General features: G+C 64.0%; 26 protein-coding genes. 13 read left to right on the plus strand and 13 right to left on the minus strand.

Annotated elements, in window-relative coordinates; genetic code table 11:
- The first annotated feature begins 10 nt into the window (after positions 1-10).
- Positions 11-820, plus strand: coding sequence for a purine-nucleoside phosphorylase (locus tag NKH95_RS11530; protein WP_352751605.1), 810 nt, complete (start codon positions 11-13; stop codon positions 818-820).
- Positions 820-2,139 (plus strand): thymidine phosphorylase, encoded by a 1,320-nt coding sequence (gene deoA, locus NKH95_RS11535; RefSeq protein ID WP_352891586.1) that lies wholly within the window; start codon positions 820-822, stop codon positions 2,137-2,139. The genes NKH95_RS11530 and deoA overlap by 1 nt, the downstream gene beginning before the upstream one ends.
- A gap of 82 nt (positions 2,140-2,221) precedes the next feature.
- Here deoA and NKH95_RS11540 read toward each other — a convergent pair whose 3' ends face one another.
- The 3 genes from NKH95_RS11540 to NKH95_RS11550 form a co-directional block, all read right to left on the minus strand.
- On the minus strand, positions 2,222-2,785 hold the full coding sequence (locus NKH95_RS11540) for a TIGR02281 family clan AA aspartic protease (RefSeq protein WP_352891587.1): 564 nt from the start codon (positions 2,783-2,785) through the stop codon (positions 2,222-2,224).
- Positions 2,786-3,006: 221 nt separating this feature from the next.
- Positions 3,007-3,636, minus strand: coding sequence for a uracil phosphoribosyltransferase (upp, locus tag NKH95_RS11545; RefSeq protein WP_027024071.1), 630 nt, complete (start codon positions 3,634-3,636; stop codon positions 3,007-3,009).
- A 146-nt stretch (positions 3,637-3,782) separates the two neighbouring features.
- Positions 3,783-4,757, minus strand: a complete 975-nt coding sequence (locus NKH95_RS11550; protein ID WP_352774405.1) for an adenosine deaminase — start codon at positions 4,755-4,757, stop codon at positions 3,783-3,785.
- A gap of 134 nt (positions 4,758-4,891) precedes the next feature.
- Here NKH95_RS11550 and ubiE point away from each other — a divergent pair, with 134 nt between their 5' ends.
- From ubiE to coaBC, 5 genes are all read left to right on the plus strand, one after another.
- Entirely contained in the window at positions 4,892-5,668 is a 777-nt protein-coding gene (gene ubiE, locus NKH95_RS11555; RefSeq protein WP_352774404.1) for a bifunctional demethylmenaquinone methyltransferase/2-methoxy-6-polyprenyl-1,4-benzoquinol methylase UbiE, read from the plus strand.
- Positions 5,669-5,738: 70 nt separating this feature from the next.
- A complete protein-coding gene (gene ubiB / locus NKH95_RS11560; RefSeq protein ID WP_023812568.1) occupies positions 5,739-7,313 on the plus strand; it encodes a 2-polyprenylphenol 6-hydroxylase in 1,575 nt (524 codons plus the stop codon).
- A gap of 76 nt (positions 7,314-7,389) precedes the next feature.
- Positions 7,390-7,650 carry a FitA-like ribbon-helix-helix domain-containing protein gene (locus NKH95_RS11565; protein ID WP_023812567.1) on the plus strand — a complete coding sequence of 87 codons (261 nt, stop codon included), beginning with the start codon at positions 7,390-7,392 and terminating at the stop codon, positions 7,648-7,650.
- Entirely contained in the window at positions 7,647-8,054 is a 408-nt protein-coding gene (locus NKH95_RS11570) for a type II toxin-antitoxin system VapC family toxin (RefSeq protein WP_023812566.1), read from the plus strand. The genes NKH95_RS11565 and NKH95_RS11570 overlap by 4 nt, the downstream gene beginning before the upstream one ends.
- Before the next feature lie 25 nt (positions 8,055-8,079).
- Positions 8,080-9,312, plus strand: coding sequence for a bifunctional phosphopantothenoylcysteine decarboxylase/phosphopantothenate--cysteine ligase CoaBC (gene coaBC, locus NKH95_RS11575; protein ID WP_023812565.1), 1,233 nt, complete (start codon positions 8,080-8,082; stop codon positions 9,310-9,312).
- An 85-nt stretch (positions 9,313-9,397) separates the two neighbouring features.
- Here coaBC and NKH95_RS11580 read toward each other — a convergent pair whose 3' ends face one another.
- From NKH95_RS11580 to NKH95_RS11590, 3 genes are all read right to left on the minus strand, one after another.
- On the minus strand, positions 9,398-9,976 hold the full coding sequence (locus NKH95_RS11580; protein ID WP_128303196.1) for an invasion associated locus B family protein: 579 nt from the start codon (positions 9,974-9,976) through the stop codon (positions 9,398-9,400).
- 35 nt (positions 9,977-10,011) lie between these two features.
- The gene (locus NKH95_RS11585; RefSeq protein ID WP_164892878.1) at positions 10,012-10,167 is read right to left on the minus strand and encodes a hypothetical protein; all 156 of its coding nucleotides are present in this window, start codon (positions 10,165-10,167) and stop codon (positions 10,012-10,014) included.
- A gap of 170 nt (positions 10,168-10,337) precedes the next feature.
- Positions 10,338-10,646 carry a hypothetical protein gene (locus NKH95_RS11590; protein WP_164892879.1) on the minus strand — a complete coding sequence of 103 codons (309 nt, stop codon included), beginning with the start codon at positions 10,644-10,646 and terminating at the stop codon, positions 10,338-10,340.
- A 130-nt stretch (positions 10,647-10,776) separates the two neighbouring features.
- Here NKH95_RS11590 and NKH95_RS11595 point away from each other — a divergent pair, with 130 nt between their 5' ends.
- Positions 10,777-11,253, plus strand: a complete 477-nt coding sequence (locus NKH95_RS11595) for an NUDIX hydrolase (protein WP_023812561.1) — start codon at positions 10,777-10,779, stop codon at positions 11,251-11,253.
- 4 nt (positions 11,254-11,257) lie between these two features.
- Here the strand turns inward: NKH95_RS11595 and NKH95_RS11600 are convergent, their stop codons facing one another.
- The 5 genes from NKH95_RS11600 to NKH95_RS11620 all read right to left on the minus strand — a co-directional run bounded on the left by NKH95_RS11600 (position 11,258) and on the right by NKH95_RS11620 (position 16,467).
- Positions 11,258-12,109 (minus strand): citryl-CoA lyase, encoded by an 852-nt coding sequence (locus NKH95_RS11600; protein ID WP_023812560.1) that lies wholly within the window; start codon positions 12,107-12,109, stop codon positions 11,258-11,260.
- Positions 12,106-13,290 carry a CaiB/BaiF CoA transferase family protein gene (locus NKH95_RS11605; protein ID WP_023812559.1) on the minus strand — a complete coding sequence of 395 codons (1,185 nt, stop codon included), beginning with the start codon at positions 13,288-13,290 and terminating at the stop codon, positions 12,106-12,108. Before NKH95_RS11605 ends, NKH95_RS11600 begins: the two co-directional genes overlap by 4 nt.
- Before the next feature lie 15 nt (positions 13,291-13,305).
- Positions 13,306-14,829, minus strand: a complete 1,524-nt coding sequence (locus tag NKH95_RS11610) for a tripartite tricarboxylate transporter permease (RefSeq protein WP_023812558.1) — start codon at positions 14,827-14,829, stop codon at positions 13,306-13,308.
- Positions 14,830-14,833: 4 nt separating this feature from the next.
- Positions 14,834-15,370 (minus strand): tripartite tricarboxylate transporter TctB family protein, encoded by a 537-nt coding sequence (locus NKH95_RS11615; RefSeq protein ID WP_023812557.1) that lies wholly within the window; start codon positions 15,368-15,370, stop codon positions 14,834-14,836.
- 122 nt (positions 15,371-15,492) lie between these two features.
- Positions 15,493-16,467, minus strand: a complete 975-nt coding sequence (locus tag NKH95_RS11620; protein ID WP_128303197.1) for a Bug family tripartite tricarboxylate transporter substrate binding protein — start codon at positions 16,465-16,467, stop codon at positions 15,493-15,495.
- 183 nt (positions 16,468-16,650) lie between these two features.
- On the opposite strand from NKH95_RS11620, the gene NKH95_RS11625 reads away from it, so the two are divergent.
- The gene (locus NKH95_RS11625) at positions 16,651-17,421 is read left to right on the plus strand and encodes an IclR family transcriptional regulator (protein ID WP_352891591.1); all 771 of its coding nucleotides are present in this window, start codon (positions 16,651-16,653) and stop codon (positions 17,419-17,421) included.
- 141 nt (positions 17,422-17,562) lie between these two features.
- Here the strand turns inward: NKH95_RS11625 and NKH95_RS11630 are convergent, their stop codons facing one another.
- Positions 17,563-18,096: a GNAT family N-acetyltransferase gene (locus tag NKH95_RS11630; protein WP_128303198.1), complete on the minus strand. Its 534-nt coding sequence runs from the start codon at positions 18,094-18,096 to the stop codon at positions 17,563-17,565.
- Between the two features lie 197 nt (positions 18,097-18,293).
- Between NKH95_RS11630 and NKH95_RS11635 the strand changes: the two genes are divergently transcribed.
- The 4 genes from NKH95_RS11635 to NKH95_RS11650 all read left to right on the plus strand — a co-directional run bounded on the left by NKH95_RS11635 (position 18,294) and on the right by NKH95_RS11650 (position 21,933).
- Positions 18,294-18,749 carry a DUF2214 family protein gene (locus tag NKH95_RS11635; protein WP_128303199.1) on the plus strand — a complete coding sequence of 152 codons (456 nt, stop codon included), beginning with the start codon at positions 18,294-18,296 and terminating at the stop codon, positions 18,747-18,749.
- A 138-nt stretch (positions 18,750-18,887) separates the two neighbouring features.
- The gene (locus NKH95_RS11640) at positions 18,888-19,865 is read left to right on the plus strand and encodes a tripartite tricarboxylate transporter substrate-binding protein (RefSeq protein WP_023812552.1); all 978 of its coding nucleotides are present in this window, start codon (positions 18,888-18,890) and stop codon (positions 19,863-19,865) included.
- Between the two features lie 75 nt (positions 19,866-19,940).
- Complete coding sequence (locus NKH95_RS11645; RefSeq protein WP_023812551.1) at positions 19,941-20,414, plus strand: tripartite tricarboxylate transporter TctB family protein; 474 nt, start codon at positions 19,941-19,943, stop codon at positions 20,412-20,414.
- 10 nt (positions 20,415-20,424) lie between these two features.
- A complete protein-coding gene (locus NKH95_RS11650; RefSeq protein WP_128303200.1) occupies positions 20,425-21,933 on the plus strand; it encodes a tripartite tricarboxylate transporter permease in 1,509 nt (502 codons plus the stop codon).
- Position 21,934: 1 nt separating this feature from the next.
- On the opposite strand, the gene nth is transcribed toward NKH95_RS11650, so the two are convergent.
- Positions 21,935-22,759 (minus strand): endonuclease III, encoded by an 825-nt coding sequence (nth, locus tag NKH95_RS11655; RefSeq protein WP_352891595.1) that lies wholly within the window; start codon positions 22,757-22,759, stop codon positions 21,935-21,937.
- Between the last annotated feature and the right edge of the window lie 17 nt (positions 22,760-22,776).

Below are 22,776 nucleotides of genomic sequence, written 5' to 3' on the forward strand. Positions count from 1 at the left end.
GCTGGCAGCGATGACGGAAAAAGCCCTGGATCATCTCGTCGAAAGGCTGGACGGCCTGGCGCCGGCCACGGCACTGGTGCTCGGTTCGGGCCTCGGCGGTCTGGTCGCCCAGATCGAGGACCCGATCCGCATCTCCTATGCCGACCTGCCCGGTTTTCCCAGAAGCGGTGTCACCGGGCACGCCGGCGAAGTGGTGGCAGGGCTGTTTGCCGGCGTGCCGGTGCTGATGCTTTCGGGCCGCGCCCATTACTACGAGCACGGCGTTGCCGCGGCGATGCGGCCGGTGCTGGAAGTGCTTGCCGGCATCGGCATCACGAAGCTGATCCTCACCAATGCCGCCGGCTCGGTCGATCCGGACATGCCGCCGGGCTCGGTGATGCTGATATCGGACCATATCAATTTCTCGGGCACCAACCCGCTGATCGGCGAACCAAGCGACCGGCGTTTCGTCGGCCTGACTGAAGCCTATGATGCCGGCATCCGCCAGGCCATCGAACGGGCGGCAAATGCGACCGGCACCACCCTGCACAAGGGCGTCTATATGTGGTTCTCCGGCCCATGCTTCGAAACGCCGGCCGAGATCCGCATGGCGCGCATCATGGGCGCCAATGCGGTCGGCATGTCGACCGTACCGGAGGTCATTCTCGCCCGCTTCCTCGGACTGCGCGTCGCCGCCTGTTCGGTCATCACCAATTTGGCGGCCGGCATGACCGGGGCCGAGCTTTCGCACCAGGAGACCAAGGACATGGCACCGGTAGGCGGCGCGCGGCTGGCGACGATCCTGCAGCGCGTGTTTCGCGACGGACTGCTGGAGATCTGATGCTTCCCCAGGAAATCATCCGCCGCAAGCGCGATGGCCTCAGGCTGTCGGAAGAGGAGATCGCCGGCTTCGTCGAGGGCGTGACGTCAGGCGCCGTTACCGATGGCCAGGCTGGCGCCTTCGCCATGGCGGTGTTCTTCAACGGCATGAGCCGCGACGAGGCCGTGGCGCTCACGCTGGCGATGCGCGATTCCGGCGACGTGCTCGACTGGTCGGACCTGCCCGGCCCGGTCACCGACAAGCATTCGACCGGCGGCGTTGGCGACAATGTCTCGCTGATGCTGGCGCCGATCGTCGCCGCCTGCGGCGCCTATGTGCCGATGATCTCGGGCCGTGGCCTTGGCCACACCGGCGGCACGCTGGACAAGATGGATGCCATCCCCGGCTACATCAGCCAGCCCGACGTCGCGCTGTTTCGCAAGGCGGTGCTCGAAACAGGCTGTGCCATCATCGGCCAGACCGCCGACCTCGCGCCCGCCGATCGACGGCTCTATGCGATTCGCGACGTCTCCGGCACGGTCGAATCGGTGCCGCTGATCACCGCTTCGATACTGTCGAAGAAGCTGGCGGCCGGGCTGCAATCGCTGGTGCTCGACGTCAAGGTCGGCAACGGCGCCTTCATGGAAAAATCGCGCGACGCCACTGCACTCGCCAACAGCCTGGTTGAGATCGCCAACGGCGCCGGACTGAAGGCTTCGGCGTTGATCACCGGCATGAACGAGCCACTGGCGTCGGCCGCCGGCAACGCCGTCGAGGTGCGCAACGCCGTTGATTTCCTCACCGGCCGGTATCGTGACCGTCGGCTCGAGGATGTGACGCTGGCGCTGGCCGCCGAAATGCTGCAGTCGGCCGGGCTGGTGTCGTCCAACCAGGATGGCATGCGGCGCGCCACCGAAACGCTCGCCAGCGGCCGCGCCGCCGCCACTTTCGCACGCATGGTGGCCGCGCTTGGCGGCCCCGCCGATTTCATCGAGAAACCGGAAAAGTATCTGCCGGCGGCGGCGATCGAATTTGCCGTCAAGGCGACCGCAAACGGCTTCGTCACCGGCATCGCTACCCGCGATATCGGGCTCGCCGTGGTCGGCCTGGGAGGTGGACGCACGCGGCCGAACGATAAGATCGACCCCGAGGTCGGCATCACCAGGCTGTTGCCGGTCGGTGCGGAGGTTGGGGCCGGCGAGCCGCTGGCGCTGGTCCATGCCCGCTCATCGGCCGATGCCGAGAGCGCTGCCGCAACCGTGCTTTCGGCCTATACGGTCGGCGCCTCGAAGCCGCCCGCCGACAAGTCGGTCATCCGGCGGATTCTGCCGCGCGGCTAAAGCAATTCCAGGAAAAGTGTGAAACGGCTTCCCGGGAAAAGCGCATAGCGCTTTCCTTGGGAATTACGGAAAACGAACGGCCTTACTGGACGAGCAGCAGCGTGCCGTTCTCGACCTGGTATTTGTCGAGCCGGTTGAGGAAGCTCATGCCGATCAGATTGGTGCGCAGCGCCCTGTCGTCGAGCACGATGGTCTGGACGTCATTGACCGTGATGTTGCCGATCTGCAGGCGGTCGATCATGGCCACGGCCGCCTTGATGGTGCCGTTGGCCGTGTTGACCTCGTGGCTGAAGTCCGAAGCATTCAGCGACAAGCCGATTCGGCGTGCCGTCGAAATGTTGATGGCGACCAGCGTGGCGCCGGTGTCGATCATGCCGTCGACCTGGCGCCCGTTGAACTTGAAAGCCGATGAGAAATGTCCGCGCTCGTCTGCCGCGACGACCACCTTGCGGCCCATCGGCAGCGGTGCCGCGGGCTTGTTGGGCACCGATGCCAGATTGACGTCCGGTTGGGCTTCGACCGCTTGTTTGCCCGGCACCGCCGACCTCAGCAGGTTTTCGACGAGTTGCGGATTCGACTGATACACAATCGGTATCGATACCGATGAACCGGCGAAAACGGCGAGGATGAGAAGTTTGCGCAGCATGGATCGGCCTCGCCGCATGACCCCGGAAATCGGGATCGATTTCGGAAAGGCTCACGCGCAAATCAAAATGCTACAGCGTCCTTTGCGCGTCCGAAATGGACGCGCGGCGCCGTAGTGACAGCCGATCGTTAGGCCCGGATGGTGTTTGCCGCTTTAACGCGCGCCAAAACCGCGCCTTTGCGTAAACATTTGGTAAATCGTACCAGGTGACTTTGCCTGGTTTACTTGGTCCCGTACATGCGGTCGCCGGCGTCGCCGAGGCCCGGCATGATGTAGCCCTTCTCGTTGAGCTGGCGGTCGATCGAAGCGGTGAAGACGGGAACGTCCGGATGCGCCTTGATGAAGCGTTCGATGCCTTCGGGCGCTGCCAGCAGGCAGAGGAAGCGGATGTTGGTGGCGCCGCGCTCTTTCAGCTTGTCGATCGCCGCGATCGCCGAATTGGCGGTCGCCAGCATCGGATCGACGACGATCACCAGCCGGTCGGCGAGGTCGCTCGGCGCCTTGAAGAAATACTCGATCGCTTCCAGTGTCTCGTGATCGCGATAGAGACCGACATGGGCGACGCGCGCCGCCGGCACCAAATCGAGCAGGCCTTCCAGCAAGCCGTTGCCGGCGCGCAGCACCGAGGCGAAGACCAGCTTCTTGCCCTCCAGCGTCGGCGCCTCCATGGTTTCCATCGGCGTTTCGATCGTCGTCGTCGTCAATTCGAGATTGCGGGTGACCTCGTAGCCGAGCAACAGCGATATTTCGCGCAGCAGCCGGCGGAAGCCCGCCGTTGAAGTTTCCTTCTTGCGCATGATGGTCAGCTTGTGCTGGACAAGCGGATGGTCGACGACGGTGACGCCCTTCATGGTGTTCTCCTGATGCCTGCGCCCGAAAGTGCGCGCATAGTCCTTTCGGACGCGCCGCGCTTCAAGCTGCCTGGGCGAACCCTAGCGACAATGCGCCGGCCAAGGAACCGCTTGGCCCGCACCGACCACAGCTTTGTCGGCAGAAATCAGCGTGCCGCGCTGTTCAACCGGGCAAGAAGCGCGGTCTTGGTCTTTTTGTCGACGAAAGCGGCCTCGATGGCGGTGCGGGTAACGGCGGCCAGCGCCTTTTCGTTCATCGAGAAATGCTCGGCGGCAATGTCGTATTCGCGCTTCAGCGAGGTCCAGAAATACGGCGGATCATCGGAATTGAGCGTCACCTTGCAGCCTGCCGCCTGCAGGGACGGAAACGGATGGTCGGCAAAACTGTCGAACACCTTGAGCGCGATGTTGGAGCCGGGGCAGCATTCCAGCACGACGCCCTCGTCGGCGATGCGCCGGACGAGGTCCGGGTTCTCGATGGCGCGCACGCCATGGCCGATGCGGGACGGACGGATATGATCGAGCGCCGCCTGGACGGTCTCCCAGCCCGTCAGTTCGCCGGCATGGATGGTGATGCCGAGCCCGGCTTCGCGGGCGATCTCGAAAGCCCTGACATAGTCCTCCATATCGCCGATGCGCTCATCGCCGGCAACGCCGAAACCGGTGACCAGCGGATGCCCGCAGCGCGCCGCGAAGCGCGCCGCCTGCTCGATCGACTCGACGCCGACATGGCGCACGCCGGTAACGATCATGCGGCCCTCGATGCCGGTCTTGGCCTTGGCGCGGGCCATGCCTTCGCCGAGCGCATCGGTATAGGCTTTCGGCGACAGCCCGGCCTTTTTCGCGTGGTCCGGCGAGGTGAACACTTCGGAATAGATGGCGCCATCGCGAGCGAGACTGGTCAGATAGTGGTCGGCCAGCCGCGCATAGTCCTCCTCGGTCCGGAACAGATCGGCGGAAAAATCATAAGCCGCCAGGAAGGAGGTGAAATCGTGCCAGACGAAGGAACCGTTCTGGATATAGGGCGAGGTGTCCTTGCCGTATTTCTGCGCCTGGCGGACGACGAGTTCGGGCGCCGCTGCCCCTTCGATGTGGCAGTGCAGTTCCGCTTTCAAAGGCATTCAATCATCCCGTCGGTCCGTCCAGGTCTCGAAAACCCGCCACCTGGAAGCGCGGCTGAACACCGCGCCTTAAACAATAGCGCCCGCACCATCGATCGGCTATGGTCCCGCCGGTTTTATGACGGATCAAAAAAATGTCAGTTGAGAGAACCACGGCCGCGGGCGGCATGGAAACCTCCTATGGTTTCAAGCGTGTAGGGGCTGGCGACAAGCAGTCCCTGGTCAACGATGTTTTCCACAAGGTCGCCAACCGCTACGACCTGATGAACGATCTGATGTCGGCCGGCCTGCACCGGCTGTGGAAGGACGCCATGGTCACCTGGCTCAATCCTCCCAAAAGGATTGGTTGGCGCGTGCTGGACGTTGCCGGCGGCACCGGCGACATCGCCTTCCGCATCGTCGATGCCAGCCACGGCAATGCCCATGCCACCGTGCTCGACATCAATGGCTCGATGCTGGCTGTCGGCCGCGACCGGGCCGGAAAGAAAGGCCTGTCCGGCAACACCGATTTCGTCGGGGCCAATGCCGAGGAACTGCCCTTCCCTGATGCCACATTCGATGCCTACACTATCGCTTTCGGCATCCGCAACGTACCGCGCATAGAGGCGGCCTTGGGCGAAGCGTTTCGCGTGCTGAAGCCCGGCGGGCGCTTCCTGTGCCTGGAATTTTCCGAGGTCGAGATGCCGCTGCTCGACAAGGCCTATGAAGCCTGGTCGTTCAACGCCATCCCCAAGATCGGCAAGATGGTCACTGGCGACGGCGAGCCCTATTCCTATCTGGTCGAATCGATCGCCAGGTTTCCCAATCAGCAGAATTTCGCGACGATGATTTCCCGCGCCGGCTTCGACCGCGTTTCCTTCCGCAACTATTCCGGCGGTATTGCAGCACTTCATTCGGGCTGGAAGCTTTGAGGCCGGACCGCATTTCTCATAATCGACGCGTGCTATGCCGGTTCAAAGAGCCGGCAGGATTGGCGCTGCCATGAGCAATGTCAGTGCAGGATTCCGGCTCGTAAGGGCCGGCTGGGTGCTGGTCCGCGAGGGTGTCGTCGCCGCTCTGCCGGGTGAGGAACTGTCCGGCCTGCCGAAGTTCGGATGGCGGATGGCGCGGCTGCTCACCCGCCGCCGCGCGCTGGCCTATGAGCGCAGCGACCGGCTGGCCAAGGCGGTCGTCCGGCTCGGTCCATCTTATGTAAAGCTCGGCCAGTTCCTGGCGACGCGGCCCGACGTCGTCGGCAACGACATGGCGCTCGATCTCGCCACGTTGCAGGACAAGATGCACACCTTCCCCCGGGCCGAGGCCATCGCGGCGGTCGAGGCTTCGCTCGGGCGCAAGATCGGCGCCCTCTATACGCAATTCGGCGACCCGGTCGCCGCCGCCTCCATCGCCCAGGTCCATGCCGCCGACGCTCTCCATGACGGCATTGCCACCAAGGTGGCGGTCAAGGTGATCCGGCCAGGCGTGCGCCGCCGTTTTTTCCAGGATCTCGAAAGCTATTTCCTCGCCGCTCGCCTGCAGGAGAAATACATCCCCTCGTCACGCCGGCTGCGGCCGGTCGAGGTCACCCAGACGCTGGCACAGACCACCAAGATCGAGATGGATCTTCGCCTCGAGGCGGCGGCTCTCTCGGAGCTCGGCGAAAGCACCAGGGACGACCCCGGCTTTCGCGTGCCGTCCGTCGACTGGGAGCGCACCGGCCGCGACGTCTTGACCATGGAGTGGGTCGACGGCGTCAAGATGAACGACATTGCCGGCCTGGAGGCCGCCGGCCACGATCTGAAGGCGATCGCAGCCAACCTCATCCAGTCGTTCCTGCGCCACACCCTGCGCGACGGCTTCTTCCATGCCGACATGCATCCGGGCAATTTGTTCGTCGAGGCAAACGGCACCATCGTCGCCGTCGATCTCGGCATTGCCGGCAGGCTCGGCAAGAAGGAGCGCCGCTTCCTCGCCGAAATTCTCTACGGCTTCATCACGCGCGACTATCTGCGTGTCGCCGAGGTCCATTTCGAGGCCGGCTATGTGCCGCGCCAGCACAATGTCGCAGCCTTCGCGCAGGCGATCCGGGCGATCGGCGAGCCGATCCATGGCCAGCCGGCCGAGACCATCTCGATGGCCAAGCTTCTGACGCTGCTGTTCGAGGTCACCGAACTCTTCGACATGGCGACGCGGCCCGAATTGATCCTGCTGCAGAAGACCATGGTGGTGGTCGAGGGCGTGGCGCGCACGCTCGACCCGGCCTTCAACATGTGGAAGACGGCCGAGCCGGTGGTCGGCGACTGGATATCAGGCAATCTTGGGCCGCGTGGCATGATGATCGATGCGCGTGACGGCGCCAGGGCGCTGCTCACGCTGGCCCGCCAGATTCCCGAGCTTGCGGCGCGCACCGACCGGCTGTCGCGCGAGATCGACCTGATGGCCGAGCACGGCCTGCGCTTCGACGAGACCACCGCCGACGCCATCGGCAAGGCCGAGGCGCGCTACAGCCGCTCCGGCCGCTGGGCACTCTGGGTAATTGCGCTGACGCTGGTCTACATCGCCTGGAAGCTCATCTGAGTGCAGGCAATGACAGCAATGCTGTCATTGCATGCACGCTGCTTGTTGCCTATATTAAGCGGCTTGGAGCAAGACCATGAGCACGATAACAGTCCGCAACCTTGACGACAACGTGAAGCAGGTGCTCCGCGAGCGCGCCGCCGCGCGCGGCGTTTCGATGGAGCAGGAAGTGCGGGATGCCTTGCGTGAGGCGGCAATCCCAAAAACCAGGCTTGAGAATGGGGCGTGGCGACTGAAGGCTTCCCGTGACGAAATCTTGGCGCTCGGGCGGAAGCTGGAACGCCCTTTTGATCTCAAAGCGATTACTGACCATATGTGGGACGAGGGACTTCTGTGACAGTCGCGGTCGATACCTCGGCGTTGATCGCAATCCTAGGCTCGGAGCCGGATGCCGCTGCATTCGTCGACGTTTTCGGTACCTCATCTGTTGCACTGGTAAGCGCAGCGACGCTGCTGGAGGCGCATTGTGTCGCGAGCCGGTCGAGTGATGGCGTTAACGTCAACGAACTCAAACTGCTAATCGATCTTCTCGAGTTGACGGTAGTTCCTTTTGATTTAGCGCAGCTTGAAGTCGCACGGCTTGCCTACTCTCTCTATGGCCGTGGATCTCATCATCGTGCTGATCTCAACATGGGCGACTGTTTCGCTTACGCCTTGGCCAAGACGCGAAACCTGCCGCTGCTTTTCAAGGGCAATGATTTCATCCATACCGATATCGAACCGGCGCTGAAGCCGGCATGACACTGGACAGGAACTGGTCTTGGGCATGAGCCTCTTCGGCAAGCGCATCCTGCTCATCATTGGCGGCGGCATCGCCGCCTACAAGGCGCTCGATCTGATCCGCCGGCTGCGCGAGCGTGGTGCGGCGGTGCGGGTGATCATGACATCGGCGGCACAGGAATTCGTCACCACTCTGTCGGTCGGCGCGCTTTCCGCCGACCATGTCTTCACCGAACTGTTCGACCGCCAGGACGAGCACGATGTCGGCCATATCAGGCTGTCGCGCGAGGCCGACCTTCTGGTCGTGGCGCCCGCCACCGCCGACCTGGTGGCCAAGCTCGCCAACGGCCACGCCAACGATCTGGCCTCCACCGTGCTTCTCGCCACCGACAAGCCGGTGTTGATGGCGCCGGCCATGAACCCCAGGATGTGGGCGCATCCAGCCACCCGCCGAAACCGCGCGACGCTGCAGAAGGATGGCATTGCCTTCATCGGCCCGGCCAGGGGCGAGATGGCCGAAAGCAATGAGGCGGGCGAAGGCCGCATGGCCGAGCCGCTGGAGATCGTCGCCGCCATCGAGGCGCTGCTCGATGGCGGCCCCAATCCGCTGTCGGGGCGCAAGATCATCGTCACCTCCGGCCCGACGCATGAGCCGATCGACCCGGTGCGCTACATCGCCAACCGTTCGTCCGGCAAGCAGGGCCATGCCATCGCCGCGGCACTGGCCAGGCTCGGCGCCGATGTGCACCTCGTCTCCGGCCCTGTCGGCATCGCCGATCCGGCAGGCGTGAAGACCATCCATGTTGAACGTGCGCAAGAGATGCGCGACGCGGTGGAACAGCTCCTGCCCGCAGACGCGGCGGTGTTCGTCGCCGCCGTGGCCGACTGGCGAACCGAGAATTCAGCCGGTGAGAAGATCAAGAAGGTCGCCGGCGAAGGGCCGCCGGTGCTGCGCATGGTCGAGAATCCCGACATTCTCGCCGGCGTCGGCCATCACAGCCAGCGACCCGGCCTGGTTATCGGCTTCGCCGCCGAGACGCAGGATCTCCTGCGCAACGCCGAGGCCAAACTCAAGAAAAAAGGCGCCGATCTCATCGTCGCCAACGACGTGTCGCAGGGAAGCGGCGTCGGTTCTTCGGGCGTGATGGGCGGCGATCGCAACCGGGTGCGGATCGTGTCAAAGGCTGGCGTCGAGGAATGGCCGGAGATGAGCAAGGATGATGTGGCGGCGCGGCTCGCCGCCCTGATCGCCGAAAGGCTTAAAACGATCGTCGTTTGAGCTGAAAGACGTTCTGCTGCAGTGACGCACCGCCCTGCCGCGAGATGGCATTCAGGCGGCGCGCTTTAAGTCCTGCGGCTCTACATCAATTGGTCAAAAGCTCGGCGGTTCGGGCAAGCGCGCCGGCGAAGCCGTTGAGCGGAATGGAAAAGCTCACCGCTTGTCCGGTGTCTGCCGCGAAAGCGTCGATCTTCAGTGTGGTGCCTGATTTCAGCAGTGGCGTGACAGTCGCATCGAACACCACCGGCACCAGACAGCCGACGACCTGGCAGGTGTTGAACGCCAGGCTGCCGTCCAGCTTCTGATCGTCGATGGTCAGGCTGACCCCCTTGGCCAGCGCCAGGCCGAACGGCAACGCAAGCGTGCCCGTGGCATCCTCGCCGGTCTTGCTCGACAGCTCTATCGCCAGCAGCCGCTGATTGCTTTGCTTGTTGAATTGCTGATGCGACAGGCTGCAGGTCTTGGCCGTGCCCGATATCTGGCAATTGACCGTCCAGTCGCCGTGGGTTTCAGACAGTGCCGACGCGCCGCCGGGCAACTGCGGCGCATCCGCGGCAGCGGGTGCCGCGACCGCCCTGTCGCTCTTGGTTTGTGCCGCCACGGCCGCCACGCCGACGGTGCAGGCAACACCCAGCATCGCCACGAAATGCGCGTACTTCCTCATCAAGATCCCTCCCGCCCGGCTCCGCCTCGGGCCAGCTAGAAACTGACCTTGAGAGACGCGCTGATCGCGTTCTGTTTAACCGTTTCGCCGAAGGCGCCATTATACCTGACGGACATGCCGACGCCATTGACGCCATTCAGCTCAAGGCCGGCGCCGACCCGATAGAGCGGCGAATCGACGGCCTCCGTCAAGTGCAATGCGGGGTTGCCAGGCAGATTCTCCGCCGCCGCGAAGCGACCTTCGGGGGTGACAAGCAGATTTGGTCGCTCGACCCGCTGGCCATGGCATCGCCGCGCAAACGTCCTATATCAGTGGGCAGAGTTTTTTGCGCGGGAATGAGCGAATGTCGGCACTTCGGCCATCAACGATCTTCACAGTGGCAATGCTGGCCACGGCAGTGCTGGCGGGCGTTTGCCTGCCGGCTTCCGCACAAGCGCTCAATTCCGCTACCGGCAACAATGCGCTGATCCGGCAGAACGACCTGCAAATCCTGCAAAACAGGATACAGCGGCAGCAATATCAGCAGCAACAGCGGCAGTACCGCGCCCAGGACCGCCAGATCGTTCAGCAACCGCCCCCGGTCGTGCAGCAGCTCAAGCCAAGCTGCCAGACCCAGATAATCGGCACCACCGCCGTGAGCAATTGCCGCTGACAACAAGGCCTTTTTCATTTATTTAGCCGACTTAGGTATTTCGAGTGTCTTTCGGCATATGCGAAAGTTTTGGCGGCACATGCGAAAGTTTTGGTTTTGCAACGACGCCTTGTCGCGCTATGCGGCATTGCATCGACTGGATTGACGAATGGCAGCCACCAAGAAGAAAGCCGTACGCAAGGCAAAAAAGGGCGAAAGAATCCGCCAGGTGGCGGCTGTTCCCTTTCGGCTGATCGCGCGCGGCGACATCGAGGTCATGCTGGTTACGTCGCGCACCACCAGGCGCTTCATCGTACCCAAGGGCTGGCCGATGAAGGGCAAGAGCGGGCGCAAGGCGGCCACCATCGAGGCGCAGGAGGAAGCCGGCGTACTCGGCAAGACGCTGAAGCAGCCGGCAGGCACCTATTCCTACTGGAAGCGGCTGGCCAATCGCTTTGTCCGCGTCGACGTCATCGTCTATCTGCTCGAGGTAACGGAGGAACTGGCCGATTGGCAGGAAGCCAAACGACGCCAGCGGGCCTGGCTGGCACCAGCCGATGCGGCCATGCTCATCGACGAGCCGGATCTTTCAACGTTGGTGAAGACGCTGAAGCTTCCCCAGCCTATGCAGGTGGACAAGGCGTAAAGCCTCACTCGCCGGGGTCATCGCTTTCGGGAAACGGCCGCACCGGCGTGCCGGTATAGGCCCACAGCCACTCGCGCGGCAGCGGCCCCTTGTTTCGCTCGGCCTGCTGCGACTGCTCCCAAGCATGCGCCAGGATGCCGACCGAGCGCGACAGCACGAAAAGCCCTCGCGTCAGCGGCGGCGGAAAACCGAGTTCGCCATAGATGACGGCGGTGGCGCCATCGATGTTGAGCGGTATTTTTTTCCCCTTGCGGCGTTCGACGTCAGCCTCGATCGCAGCGGCGATGTCGGCGAAACGTCCATTGACGGCACCGCGTGCGGCGAATTCGCGGATCAGTTCCAGCAAGCGCGGCGCGCGCGGGTCGACGGGATGGAAGCGATGTCCGAGTCCCGGCACATAGCCCTTCTCCTCGGCGAAGAACCGGTCGAGCCGCGCCGAGACCGCCTCATTCAGCGTCATCCCGGCATCGATCGCCACGGCAATGTCACCATAGAAGGAAAGCGCCTGCTCGCCGGCGCCTCCATGCACGTCGCCGAGAACGTTGATGGCCGAGGCCATGGCGCTGTTGATACCGACGCCGCAGGTTGCAGCCATGCGCGCGATGGCGATCGATGGCGCCTGCGGTCCGTGGTCGACGGCGGCACCGAGCGCAATGCCGAGCAGCGCGGCCTGATCCTCGCTGGGCAGTTCGCCGCGCAGCATCAGCCAGATCATCGCCGGGAAGCTGACGCGGCCGATCAGATCCTGGATCTCGTAGCCGCGCAGCCGGATGACACCAGGCCGCATCTCGATGATGTCGGTCTGCCACCATTCCTCGCCGCGCTCACGGCCTGTCTTCTTCTCCGTGCCGCTCATGCGCTTGCCTTTGTGTTGACGCGCGGTGGCAGGTCGGCGAACACCTCGCCCATATGTTCGCCGAGCGCCGGCGGCGGCTTTGTCGGCAAGGGCGCCTCGCCATCGACCATGAAGCCGCCGCGCAGAACGGTCAGCGGTTTGTCCATACCAGCCACATCGTCGAAATTCGCGGTCACCTGGCGTTCGAGGACTTGCGGCTCGGCCAGCACTTGCGGGATCGTCAGCACCCTGCCGGCAGGCACGCCGGCGCGATTGAGCATCTCTTCCCAGGCCGCAGCCGGCGCGCCCGCCAGGGCGTGCTCGATCTCGACTTTAAGCGCCGCACGGTTGCGCTTGCGCGTCTCGCGCTCGGCAAAGCGGGCATCCAGGGCCAGTTCCGGCCGGCCGATCAGCCGGCACAGCGTCACGAACTGTTCCTGCTTGTTGGCGGCGATGTTGATGAGCCCGTCGCCGGTGCGAAACGCACCGGAGGGTGCCGCCGTCATGTTCTCATTGCCCATCGGCTTGGGGTCGATGCCTGCGGTCAGATAGTTGGAAACCGGCCAGCCAAGCGCGGAAAGTGTGCATTCGAGCATCGAGACGTCGAGAAAGGCACCCTCGCCGCTCGTCTTCTGCCGCACCAGCGCCGAGGCGATGGCGAACGCGCCGACCAGTCCGCCAAGCGTGTCGGCCACGGGATAGCCGACCCGCAGCGGCGCCGTTTCCGGTGTGCCGGTGATACTCATGATCCCCGACAGGCCCTGGATTATCTGGTCATAGGCGGGATTGTCGCGCATCGGCCCGGTCTGGCCGAAACCCGATATCGCGCAATAGACGAGGCCTGGACGCACCGTCTTCAGCGCCTCGTAGCCAAGCCCCAGCCGATCCATCACGCCCGGGCGGAAATTCTCCACCAGGGCATCGGCGCTGGCCACCAGATCGAAAAAGCGCTCGCGATCGGCTTGCTTCTTGAGGTCGAGCACCACCGACCGTTTGCCGGCGTTCTGCGCCAGGAACGATGCGCCCATGCCGGCGCTGTTCAGCTTTGGCGAGCCGCCGAGCTGGCGGGCCAGGTCGCCGCCTTGCGGCGCCTCGACCTTGATCACATCGGCGCCAAGCAGCGCCAGCTGATAGGCGCAGTAGGGACCGGCCAGCACATTGGTCAGGTCAAGGACGCGGATACCGGAAAGCAGTTCTGTCATGGCATCATGGATCGATCAGGCATCGCCGGGCACATGCTCCGGTCCGCGCCGACGCCGATGCTCGATGAAGGCCCAGATATGCGGGCCGGCGAGGCCGATGAAGGCGAGCGTCAGCAGCGTCAGCGACAGCTTGTGGGTGTAGAACACCGACCAGTCGCCATTCGAGATGGTCATCGCCCGGCGGAACTGGGTTTCGGCGAGCGGCCCAAGGATCATGCCGATAATGACAGGCGCGGTCGGGAAATCGAACCGCCGCATCAGGAAACCGGCCGCTCCCAGCAGATAGAGGATGACGAGGTCGATGGGCGACTGCGAAATACCATAGGTGCCGACCGTCGCGAACACCAGGATGCCGGCATAAAGCTGCGGCGCCGGGATTTTCAGCAACCGCACCCACAGCCCGATCAACGGCAGGTTGAGGATGACCAGGATGACGTTGGCGATGAACAGGCTGGCGATCAGCCCCCAGACGAGATCGCCCTGGGTCGTGAGTAGCAGCGGTCCGGGATTGATGCCGTAGCTCTGGAAGGCCGACAGCATGATCGCCGCCGTCGCCGACGTTGGCAGGCCGAGCGTCAGCATCGGCACCAGCACGCCGGCTGCAGACGCATTGTTGGCGGCTTCCGGGCCGGCGACGCCTTCGATGGCGCCGACCGTGCCGAACTCCTCCTTGTGCTTCGACAGCTTCTTTTCGATGGCGTAGGACAGGAATGTCGGGATCTCGGCGCCGCCGGCCGGCATGGCGCCGATCGGGAAGCCGATAGCAGCGCCGCGCAGCCACGGCTTCCACGAACGCCCCCATTCGGCCGCCGTCATGTAGAGCGAGCCCTTCAGCGGCACGATCTCGTCCTTGCCTGCATAGCGGCGCGAGGCCATGTAGAGCGTCTCGCCGACGGCAAACAGGCCGACCGCGGCAATGATGACATCGACGCCATCGAGCAGTTCGTTCGTGCCGAAGGTGAAGCGCGGCTGGCCGGTCTGCAGGTCGACGCCGATCATGCCGATGACGAAGCCGGCGAACAGGCTGGTCAGGCCGCGCACCGACGACGAGCCGAGCACCGCCGAAACGGTGATGAAGGCCAGCACCATCAGCGAGAAATATTCGGCCGGACCGAAGGCCAGCGCGAATTTGACCACCACCGGCGCCAGGAAGGCAACGCCCATCGTGCCGATCGTGCCAGCGACGAACGAGCCGATCGCCGACGTGGCGAGCGCCGCACCGCCACGGCCGGAACGCGCCATCCTGTTGCCTTCCAACGCAGTGACGATGGTGGCGCTTTCGCCGGGCGTGTTGAGCAGGATCGACGTCGTCGAACCGCCGTACATGGCGCCGTAGTAGATGCCGGCGAACAGGATGAAGGATGCCTCCGGCGCCACCTGATAGGTGATCGGCAAAAGCAGCGCGATGGTCAGCGCCGGCCCAAGACCGGGCAGCACGCCGATGGCGGTGCCAAGCGTGGTGCCAAGCAGGCACCACAGAAGGTTGACCGGGGTGAAGGCGACCGAGAAGCCATGTGCGAGATGTCCGAGCGTTTCCATGGCGTCAGCCCCTCAACACGGTGATGAACGCATCGATGACCGTGTTCAGCTGGTTCTCGATGAAACCGGCACCGATGTTGACGCCAAGCGCCCTGGCGAAGCCGAAATAGGCGGCCAGCGCCAGGATCAGGCCGAGCACTGCGTCACGCAGTGTGCGCTTGCTGCCGAAGCCGTAGCAGACCAGAACGAACATAATGACCGAGGCGGCGGTAAAGCCGAGCGGCTGGATCAGCACCAGGTTTGCCACCAGCCCGATAACGACGATGCCCATCGCCTTCCAGTCGGTCGGCGTTTCCTTTTCTTCCTCCGGCTGCCAGCCGCCGCGCAGCGCTGCGAGGATGAGCAGCAGCGAAAGCACGATCATGCCGGTCATGGTGATATAGGGAAAGACGGTCGGCCCGACCTTGGAATAGAGCGGCGACACCGGGATCGCCAAGGTCTGCCAGGCTACGGCCCCGGCGCAGGCGAGAAGCCCGACGCCGATCAACAATTCGGGCATGGCAAGGCGCGGCGCCGCCGCCTGAGGGTCGCTGGTGCTCATCGGTGTCCTCCCAAGGTGGCCGGCATCCTCCAGCCGACCGCATCCGCAGTTTCGCCGCATCATATGTCCATGCGGCAGGCGAGATGGGAAGGGGGCGGCACTCTAACCGCCCCCTGAAGACATCAGGCGAGGCCGAGATCCTTGAGGATCGCGGTGATGCGGGCCGTGTCCTCGGTGAGGAATTTTGCGTAGTCGTCGCCAGTCAAAAGGATGGGCGTCCAGTTGCGGTTTTTGCACTCGGTTGCCCATGCATCGCTCTTGGCCATGGTCTCGATCATTGTGACCATCGCCGCCTTGTCGGCGTCGGAAATGCCCGGCGGTGCGAAGACGCCGCGCCAGTTGAACAGCTCGACATCGATGCCGGCCTCCTTCAGCGTCGGCGCATCGATGCCGTCCTGGCGCTTGTCTGCCGAGATGGCGAGCAGCCGCAGCGCGCCCGCCTTGACCTGCTCGGAGAACTCGCCAAAGCCGGAGATGCCGGCCGCGACCTGGTTGCCGAGCAGCGCCGACAATGCCTCACCGCCGCCGGCGAACGGCACGTAGGACAGGTTTGTCGCCGGCACGCCGACCGTCTTGGCAATCAAGCCGAACAGGATGTGATCCGAACCGCCGGCGGAGCCGCCGGCGACGGGAACTTTTGTCGGATCGGCCTTGAGCGCGGCGACGAAATCAGCGGCCGTCTTGAACGGCGACTCCGCCGGCACGACCAAGGCCTCGAACTCGCCGGTGAGGCGGGCGATCGGGGTGACTTGCGTCAGATTGTTCGCGGCCTTGTTGGCAATGATGGCGCCAACCATGACCATGCCGGCAACCATCAGGGAATTGCCTTTGCCGTTCCACTGGCTGATGAATTGCGGCAGCCCGACAGTGCCGCCGGCGCCGCCGACATTGGTGATCTGCGAACCCGAGATGAGCTTTTCACTGCGCAGCACCTGGTCGATCGTGCGCGCCGTCTGGTCCCAGCCACCACCGGGTGCGGCAGGCACGAAGAGCTGTATCTGGGGCGCGCCTTCGGCGAAAGCGGGAGAAAGATGCGACGTCATCAGCCCGGCACCCACGGCTGCGGTGCTCATCAAAAATCTGCGTCTGTTCAGCATGGGGATTCCTCCAAATCACGACACCTCCTCCGGTGCCCGCCAAAACGCGCCTGCATCCAGACCCGTCATCGATTTCAAGCAGATGTTACGGAGTTCTGTCAACGGAAACGATATTCTACTGGACAGAACGATTTGGCGGCGCGACAGAGTCGCGTGCTCGGCTTTCTTCAAACTGGAACCGCCATGGACTCGCCAAGCAAATCGGCAAATGGGGAAATAGATCGCACCTCGGCGGACGGTGTTGCCGCGCTTGATCGGGCCATTGCCATCCTCGATGCCTTCACCACGGATGACCGGTCGTTCAGCCTGGCCGAAATCGCGGCGCGCACCGGCCTCTACAAGAGCACCATCCTGCGGCTTGCGAATTCCCTTTTGCGCGGACGATTGCTCGAGCGCCTCGACAACGGGCGCTACCGCGTCGGACCCGCGACCTTTCGGCTCGGTGCGCTCTACCAGCGTTCGGTCGTGGCGGTCGATATCCTGCTGCCGATCATGCGCGATCTTTCCGAGCGAAGCTGGGAGAGCGTTGCCTTCTATGTTCGCTCGGGCGATGTCCGCACCTGTCTCTACCGCGTCGAATCCAAGCACCCGATCCGCTACACGATACGCGAAGGCGACGTATTGCCTTTGCTGCTGGGCTCGGGCGGCCGCGTGCTCGCAGCGTTTTCGGGCCAGCAGGGCGAACCCTACGAGACCATCCGCAAGACCTGCAACTGCCTCGCCGTGGGCGACCGGGACCCCGAGACGGGGGGCGTGTCGGCGCCGGTGTTCGGCCCAGGAGGCGTCCTGCTCGGCGCCTTGACCCTAGCTGGGCCCAGCACGCGCGTCGACGCGGCATTTCTGCAGCGCATGAAGCGTCCGCTGCTCGAGGCGGCGGCCCGCGCCACCCGCGCCTTCGGCGAGGACGCCTCCATGCTGGAGCGGGCAAGCCTGGCAGCGGACGCCATGCCGTAGAATGCGTCCCGGTTGGAAGGCTCGCTCCGATCAATTTGACCAGAACCACACGGCGGTTCTTGGCGGGGCCCGCCTCGTCATCATTGCTGGCGACAGGCGCCATCATGCCGGCGCCGGCAGCGGGCAGCCTCGCCGCTCAGGTCACCGCGCCAGCAGGATTGTCGGAGTGTCATGATAGGTGGTCTTCACCACTTCCCGGTAACCGCACTTGGCAGCCACCCTCAGCGAAGCGCCGTTTTCCGGATCGATGATGCAGACGGTCTTCTCGCGCCCGAAAATCGCTTCGCCCCACGCCAGGACGCGGGCAACCACCTCGGTGGCGAAGCCCGCCCCGTGCACGGCCGGAACCAGCGCCCACCCGGCCTCGGGAATGCCTTCGATCGATGGTTCCATGTCGCGCTTCAGATCGTGAAACCCGGCCTCGCCGATGAAGCGCCCGGTCGCCTTCTCCTCGATCGCCCAGAAGCCATAGCCGAGCAGCGACCACAGGCCGGCGTGACGCAGGAAGCGCATCCAGCTCTCTTCGCGCGTGCGCGGCTTGCCCCCGATGAAACGGGTGACCACTGGATCGGTCCACATCGCGGCATAGGCGTCGAAATCGTCCAGCCGGTGTGCCCGCAGGATGGTTCGCTTCGTTTCGATGACAGGAGCGCTGGTCGCTTGTGGATTGTTCATGGGATCTGCCTCGCACGGATCGCCAGCGATTAGCAAATCGCCGATGCGGCGCAAGGGGCCAGGGCAACACGGCCCATCATCCAGGCGCCGCTATGGGAATTTTGCGAGACGGTGTTATTTTTCACCGCAGGCCGATTTCAACACCTGCCAGCGCGACTTTCAAGCGCGCATTGGCGCCGTCAAACCCGGGGAAGAGCATGGACACCACCGATCTTGCGCTTGCGATCTTCCATCATCTGCTGGTGTTTTCGCTGGCGGGAATCATCGGCGCCGAATTCGTCCTGATCCGCGGCGATCTGGGTGCTGCGACGCTCAAGAGGCTCGCCGGCATCGACCGCCATTACGGCGTCATCGCCGCGCTGATCATCGTCGTCGGCATCGGCCGCGTCTTCTATGGCCTCAAGGGCTGGGAATTCTACGTCTACAACTGGGTGTTCTGGGCCAAGATAGCGGCGTTCATCGTGGTCGGCCTGCTGTCGATCATCCCGACCGTCCGCTTCATATCCTGGAACAGGCAGGCGAGCGGCAATGCCTCGTTCCAGGTGCCGGCGACCGAACTTGCGTCCGTGAAGACCTATATCCGCGCCGAAGCTTTCATCTTCCTGCTCATCCCGGTCTTCGCGGCGGCGATGGCGCGCGGCTACGGCTACTAGGATAGGGCTGATCAGCAGTTTGCCGTTTGCCTCCGGTTGCAATCTGCTAGCTTGCGCTAGTTGTTGCTTCATCCGCAGGCGGTGCTGAGAGGGACCCCGCGCAGCGGTTGGAGATTGATACACTGGGAGGAGATCACGATGAGAAGATTTGTCGCCACTCTGGCTGCTGCCGCGGCCGTCACGCTTTATGGGTTCACTGCCGGCGCGCAGACCTATCCCGAACGCACCATCACCGTTGTGGTGCCGTTTGCGGCCGGCGGCCCGACCGACACGGTCACGCGCCTCGTCGCCGAAGCGATGTCGAAGGATCTCGGCCAGCAGGTCATCGTCGAAAATGTCGGCGGTGCCGGCGGCACGCTGGGTGCCGGCCGCGTCGCCAACGCCGAGCCTGACGGCTATACGCTGCTGCTCCATCATATCGGCATGGCGACAAGTGCGACACTGTACAGAAAGCTCGCCTACGACACGCTGAACGCCTTCGAATATGTCGGCCTCGTCACCGAGGTGCCGATGACCATCGTCGGCCGCAAGGACCTGGAGCCGACCGACCTCAAGGGGTTGGTGGAGTACGCCAAGGCCAACAAGGATTCCATAACCGTCGCCAATGCAGGCATCGGTGCGGCCTCGCATCTATGCGGCATGCTGTTCATGAGCGCCATCAAGACGCCGCTGGTCACCGTACCCTACAAGGGCACCGGCCCGGCCATGACCGATCTCCTCGGCGGCCAGGTCGACATCATGTGCGACCAGACGACCAACACCACCAAGCAGATTCAGGGCGGCACCATCAAGGCCTATGCCGTCACCTCGCCGGAGCGCCTCGATGTGCTGAAAGACGTGCCCACGACGGTGGAAGGCGGCCTTCCCGAAGTGCAGGTCGGCATCTGGCACGGTCTCTATGCACCCAAGGGCACGCCGGCCGGGATCACCGAACGCCTGTCGAAATCGCTGCAGGTCGCGCTGAAGGACCAGAACGTCGTCGCCCGCTTCGCCGAACTCGGCACCAAGCCGTCGCCCGAGGCCGATGCGACGCCCGCCGCACTGAAGGCCAAGCTGGAAAGCGAGATCGCGCGCTGGAAGCCGATCATCGAAGCCGCCGGCCAGTACGCCGACTGAGGTTTGAATAGGGGCGCCACCAGCGCCCCTATTCGCTTGGCATCCGCTACCCACTGCGGGCTTGGGAGAACCATCATGAAACCTTTCGCGATCGACAGGGCCAACGGCCTGTGCGCCGCCCTGTTCATCGGTTTCGGCGCATGGTTCGCGCTGCAATCGCTCGGCCTCGAAATCGGCACCGCGTTGCGCATGGGTCCAGGCTATTTTCCGCTGGTCCTGGCGATCGTGCTGATCCTGCTTGGCGCCGTCATTCTCGTCCAGGCCGTACGCGTCGAGGGCGAAGCGATCGGGCATATCGCGTGGCGCGGCATGCTGCTCATCCTGCCTGCTCCGATCTTCTTCGGCCTGACGGTGCGCGGCCTCGGCTTCATCCCGTCGATCTTCCTGACGGCGTTGATCGCGTCGTTTGCCAGCCGCCGCATGAAGCCGTTGACCGCGCTCGTGCTGTCGGCCGGCCTGACATTGTTTGCGTACCTCGTCTTCAGCTACGCGCTCGGCCTGCCGTTCCGCCGCTTCGGCCCGTGGCTGGCCCCATGGTTGGTGTCGTGAGGCGATGAGCATGGATCTGCTCGACAACCTCGCGCTCGGTTTTTCGACGGCGACGTCGCTGACCAACCTCGGTTTCTGCCTGATCGGCGTCCTTCTCGGCACGCTGATCGGCGTCCTGCCCGGCATCGGCGCCACCGCGACCATCGCCATGCTTTTGCCGATCACCTTCCAGATCGGCGACCCGGTTTCCTCCCTCATCATGCTCGCCGGCATCTATTACGGTGCCCAATATGGCGGCTCGACCACCGCCATTCTCATCAACATGCCGGGCGAATCCTCGTCCGCCGTCACCGCGATCGACGGCTACCAGATGGCCAGGAACGGCCGCGCCGGAGCGGCCCTCGCGATCGCGGCCATCGGCTCGTTCTTTGCCGGCACGGTGTCGACGTTCCTCGTCGCCATCTTTGCCCCGCCGCTGACGGCGATCGCGCTGAAATTCGGCGCGGCCGAGTATTTTTCGCTGATGATCGTCGGCTTGGTTTCGTCCGTCGCGCTCGCCCACGGCTCTATCGTCAAGGCGCTGGCCATGGTCGTGCTCGGCCTGCTGCTCGGCATTGTCGGCACCGACATCTACACCGGCACGCCGCGCTTCACGCTTGGAATCCGGGAATATGCCGACGGATTGAATTTCGTTGCGGTGGCGGTCGGCGTCTTTGGCGTCGCCGAGATCCTGCGCAACCTCGAAAACGAGGATGAGCGTTCCGTGATGATCCGCAAGGTCACCGGCCTTATGCCGACCCGCGAGGACTTTCGGCGCATGGCAGCGCCCATCGTGCGCGGAACAATCATCGGTTCGGCGCTCGGCATCCTGCCGGGAGGCGGCGCGATCCTGGCAGCTTTTGCGTCCTACACGGTCGAAAAACGCGTCTCGAAAAACCCGCAGGAGTTCGGCAAGGGCGCCATCGAAGGCGTCGCCGGACCGGAATCGGCCAACAATGCCGGTGCGCAGACCTCCTTCATCCCGATGCTGACGCTCGGCATTCCGGCCAACCCGGTCATGGCGCTGATGATCGGCGCCATGATCATCCAGGGCATCGTACCCGGCCCCAATGTCGCGACCGAACAGCCGGCGCTGTTCTGGGGCATCATCGCCTCGATGTGGATCGGCAATCTGATGCTGATCATCCTCAACCTGCCGCTGATCGGGCTTTGGGTGAAGCTGCTGACGATCCCCTATTACGTGCTCTTCCCGATCATCATGGCGTTCTGCTCGATCGGCGTCTACAGCGTCAACAGCAACGTCTACGACCTCTACGCCGTCGCCTTCTTCGGCTTCCTCGGCTACCTCCTGACCAAGCTGCGCTGCGAACCGGCGCCGCTGCTGCTCGGCTTCGTGCTCGGCCCGCTGCTCGAGGAAAACCTGCGCCGCGCCATGATCCTCTCGCGCGGCGACCCAAGCACCTTCTTGACCAGACCGATCAGCGCCAGCCTGCTGCTCATCGCGCTCGCCGTGCTCGTCATCGTCTTCCTGCCGGCGGTCAAGAAAAAGCGCGAACAGGTGTTTGTGGAGGAGAGTTGAACTACGTCGTCGTTCCGCTTCGGTCCTGGATCTCCTCGACAGGATCGAGCGGTGCGATCGGCACCAGCGGTGCCGGCACATCGGTCGTCTTGACCTCGGCCTTGCAGATGTCGGCGATGACGCAGGCCGGGCAATCCGGCTTGCGCGCCTTGCAGACATAGCGGCCATGCAGGATCAGCCAGTGATGTGCATGGCGCATATATTCGTCCGGAATGATCTTCAACAACCCCTGCTCGACCTGTTCCGGTGTCTTGCCGGGCGCCAGCCCGAGCCGGTTGCCGATGCGCAGAATGTGCGTGTCGACCGCCATCGTGTGCTGGCCGAAGGCCATGTTGAGCACGACATTGGCGGTCTTGCGCCCGACCCCGGGCAGCTTGACCAATTCATCGCGACTGTCGGGTACCTCGCCGCCATGGTCGCGGATCAGCGCCTGCGACAGCGCAATCACATTCTTCGCCTTGTTGCGCCACAGCCCGATGGTGCGGATATATTGGCCGACCATTGCCTCCCCCAGCGCCAGCATCTTGTGCGGCGTATCGGCGGCCTTGAACAGCGCCCGCGTCGCCTTGTTGACGCCGGCATCCGTCGCTTGCGCCGACAGCACCACCGCGACCAGCAGCGTGAAGGCGTTGACATGTTCGAGCTCCCCCTTCGGCTCGGGCCGCTGGACGGAAAAGCGCCGGAATATCTCGTTCACTTCGGCCGGGCTGTAGCGTGACGCGCTTCGCACCGGCCGCGGACGCGGCTTGGCGTTCGACCCATCGCGTCGTGCGGGCAACAGCTCTTTTTTGGACAGGGAAGAATCTTTGGACTTGGGACTTGCCATTTCCCTCCTATAATATC

This window comes from Mesorhizobium sp. M0848 (genome assembly GCF_040319805.1).
Lineage (GTDB): Bacteria > Pseudomonadota > Alphaproteobacteria > Rhizobiales > Rhizobiaceae > Mesorhizobium.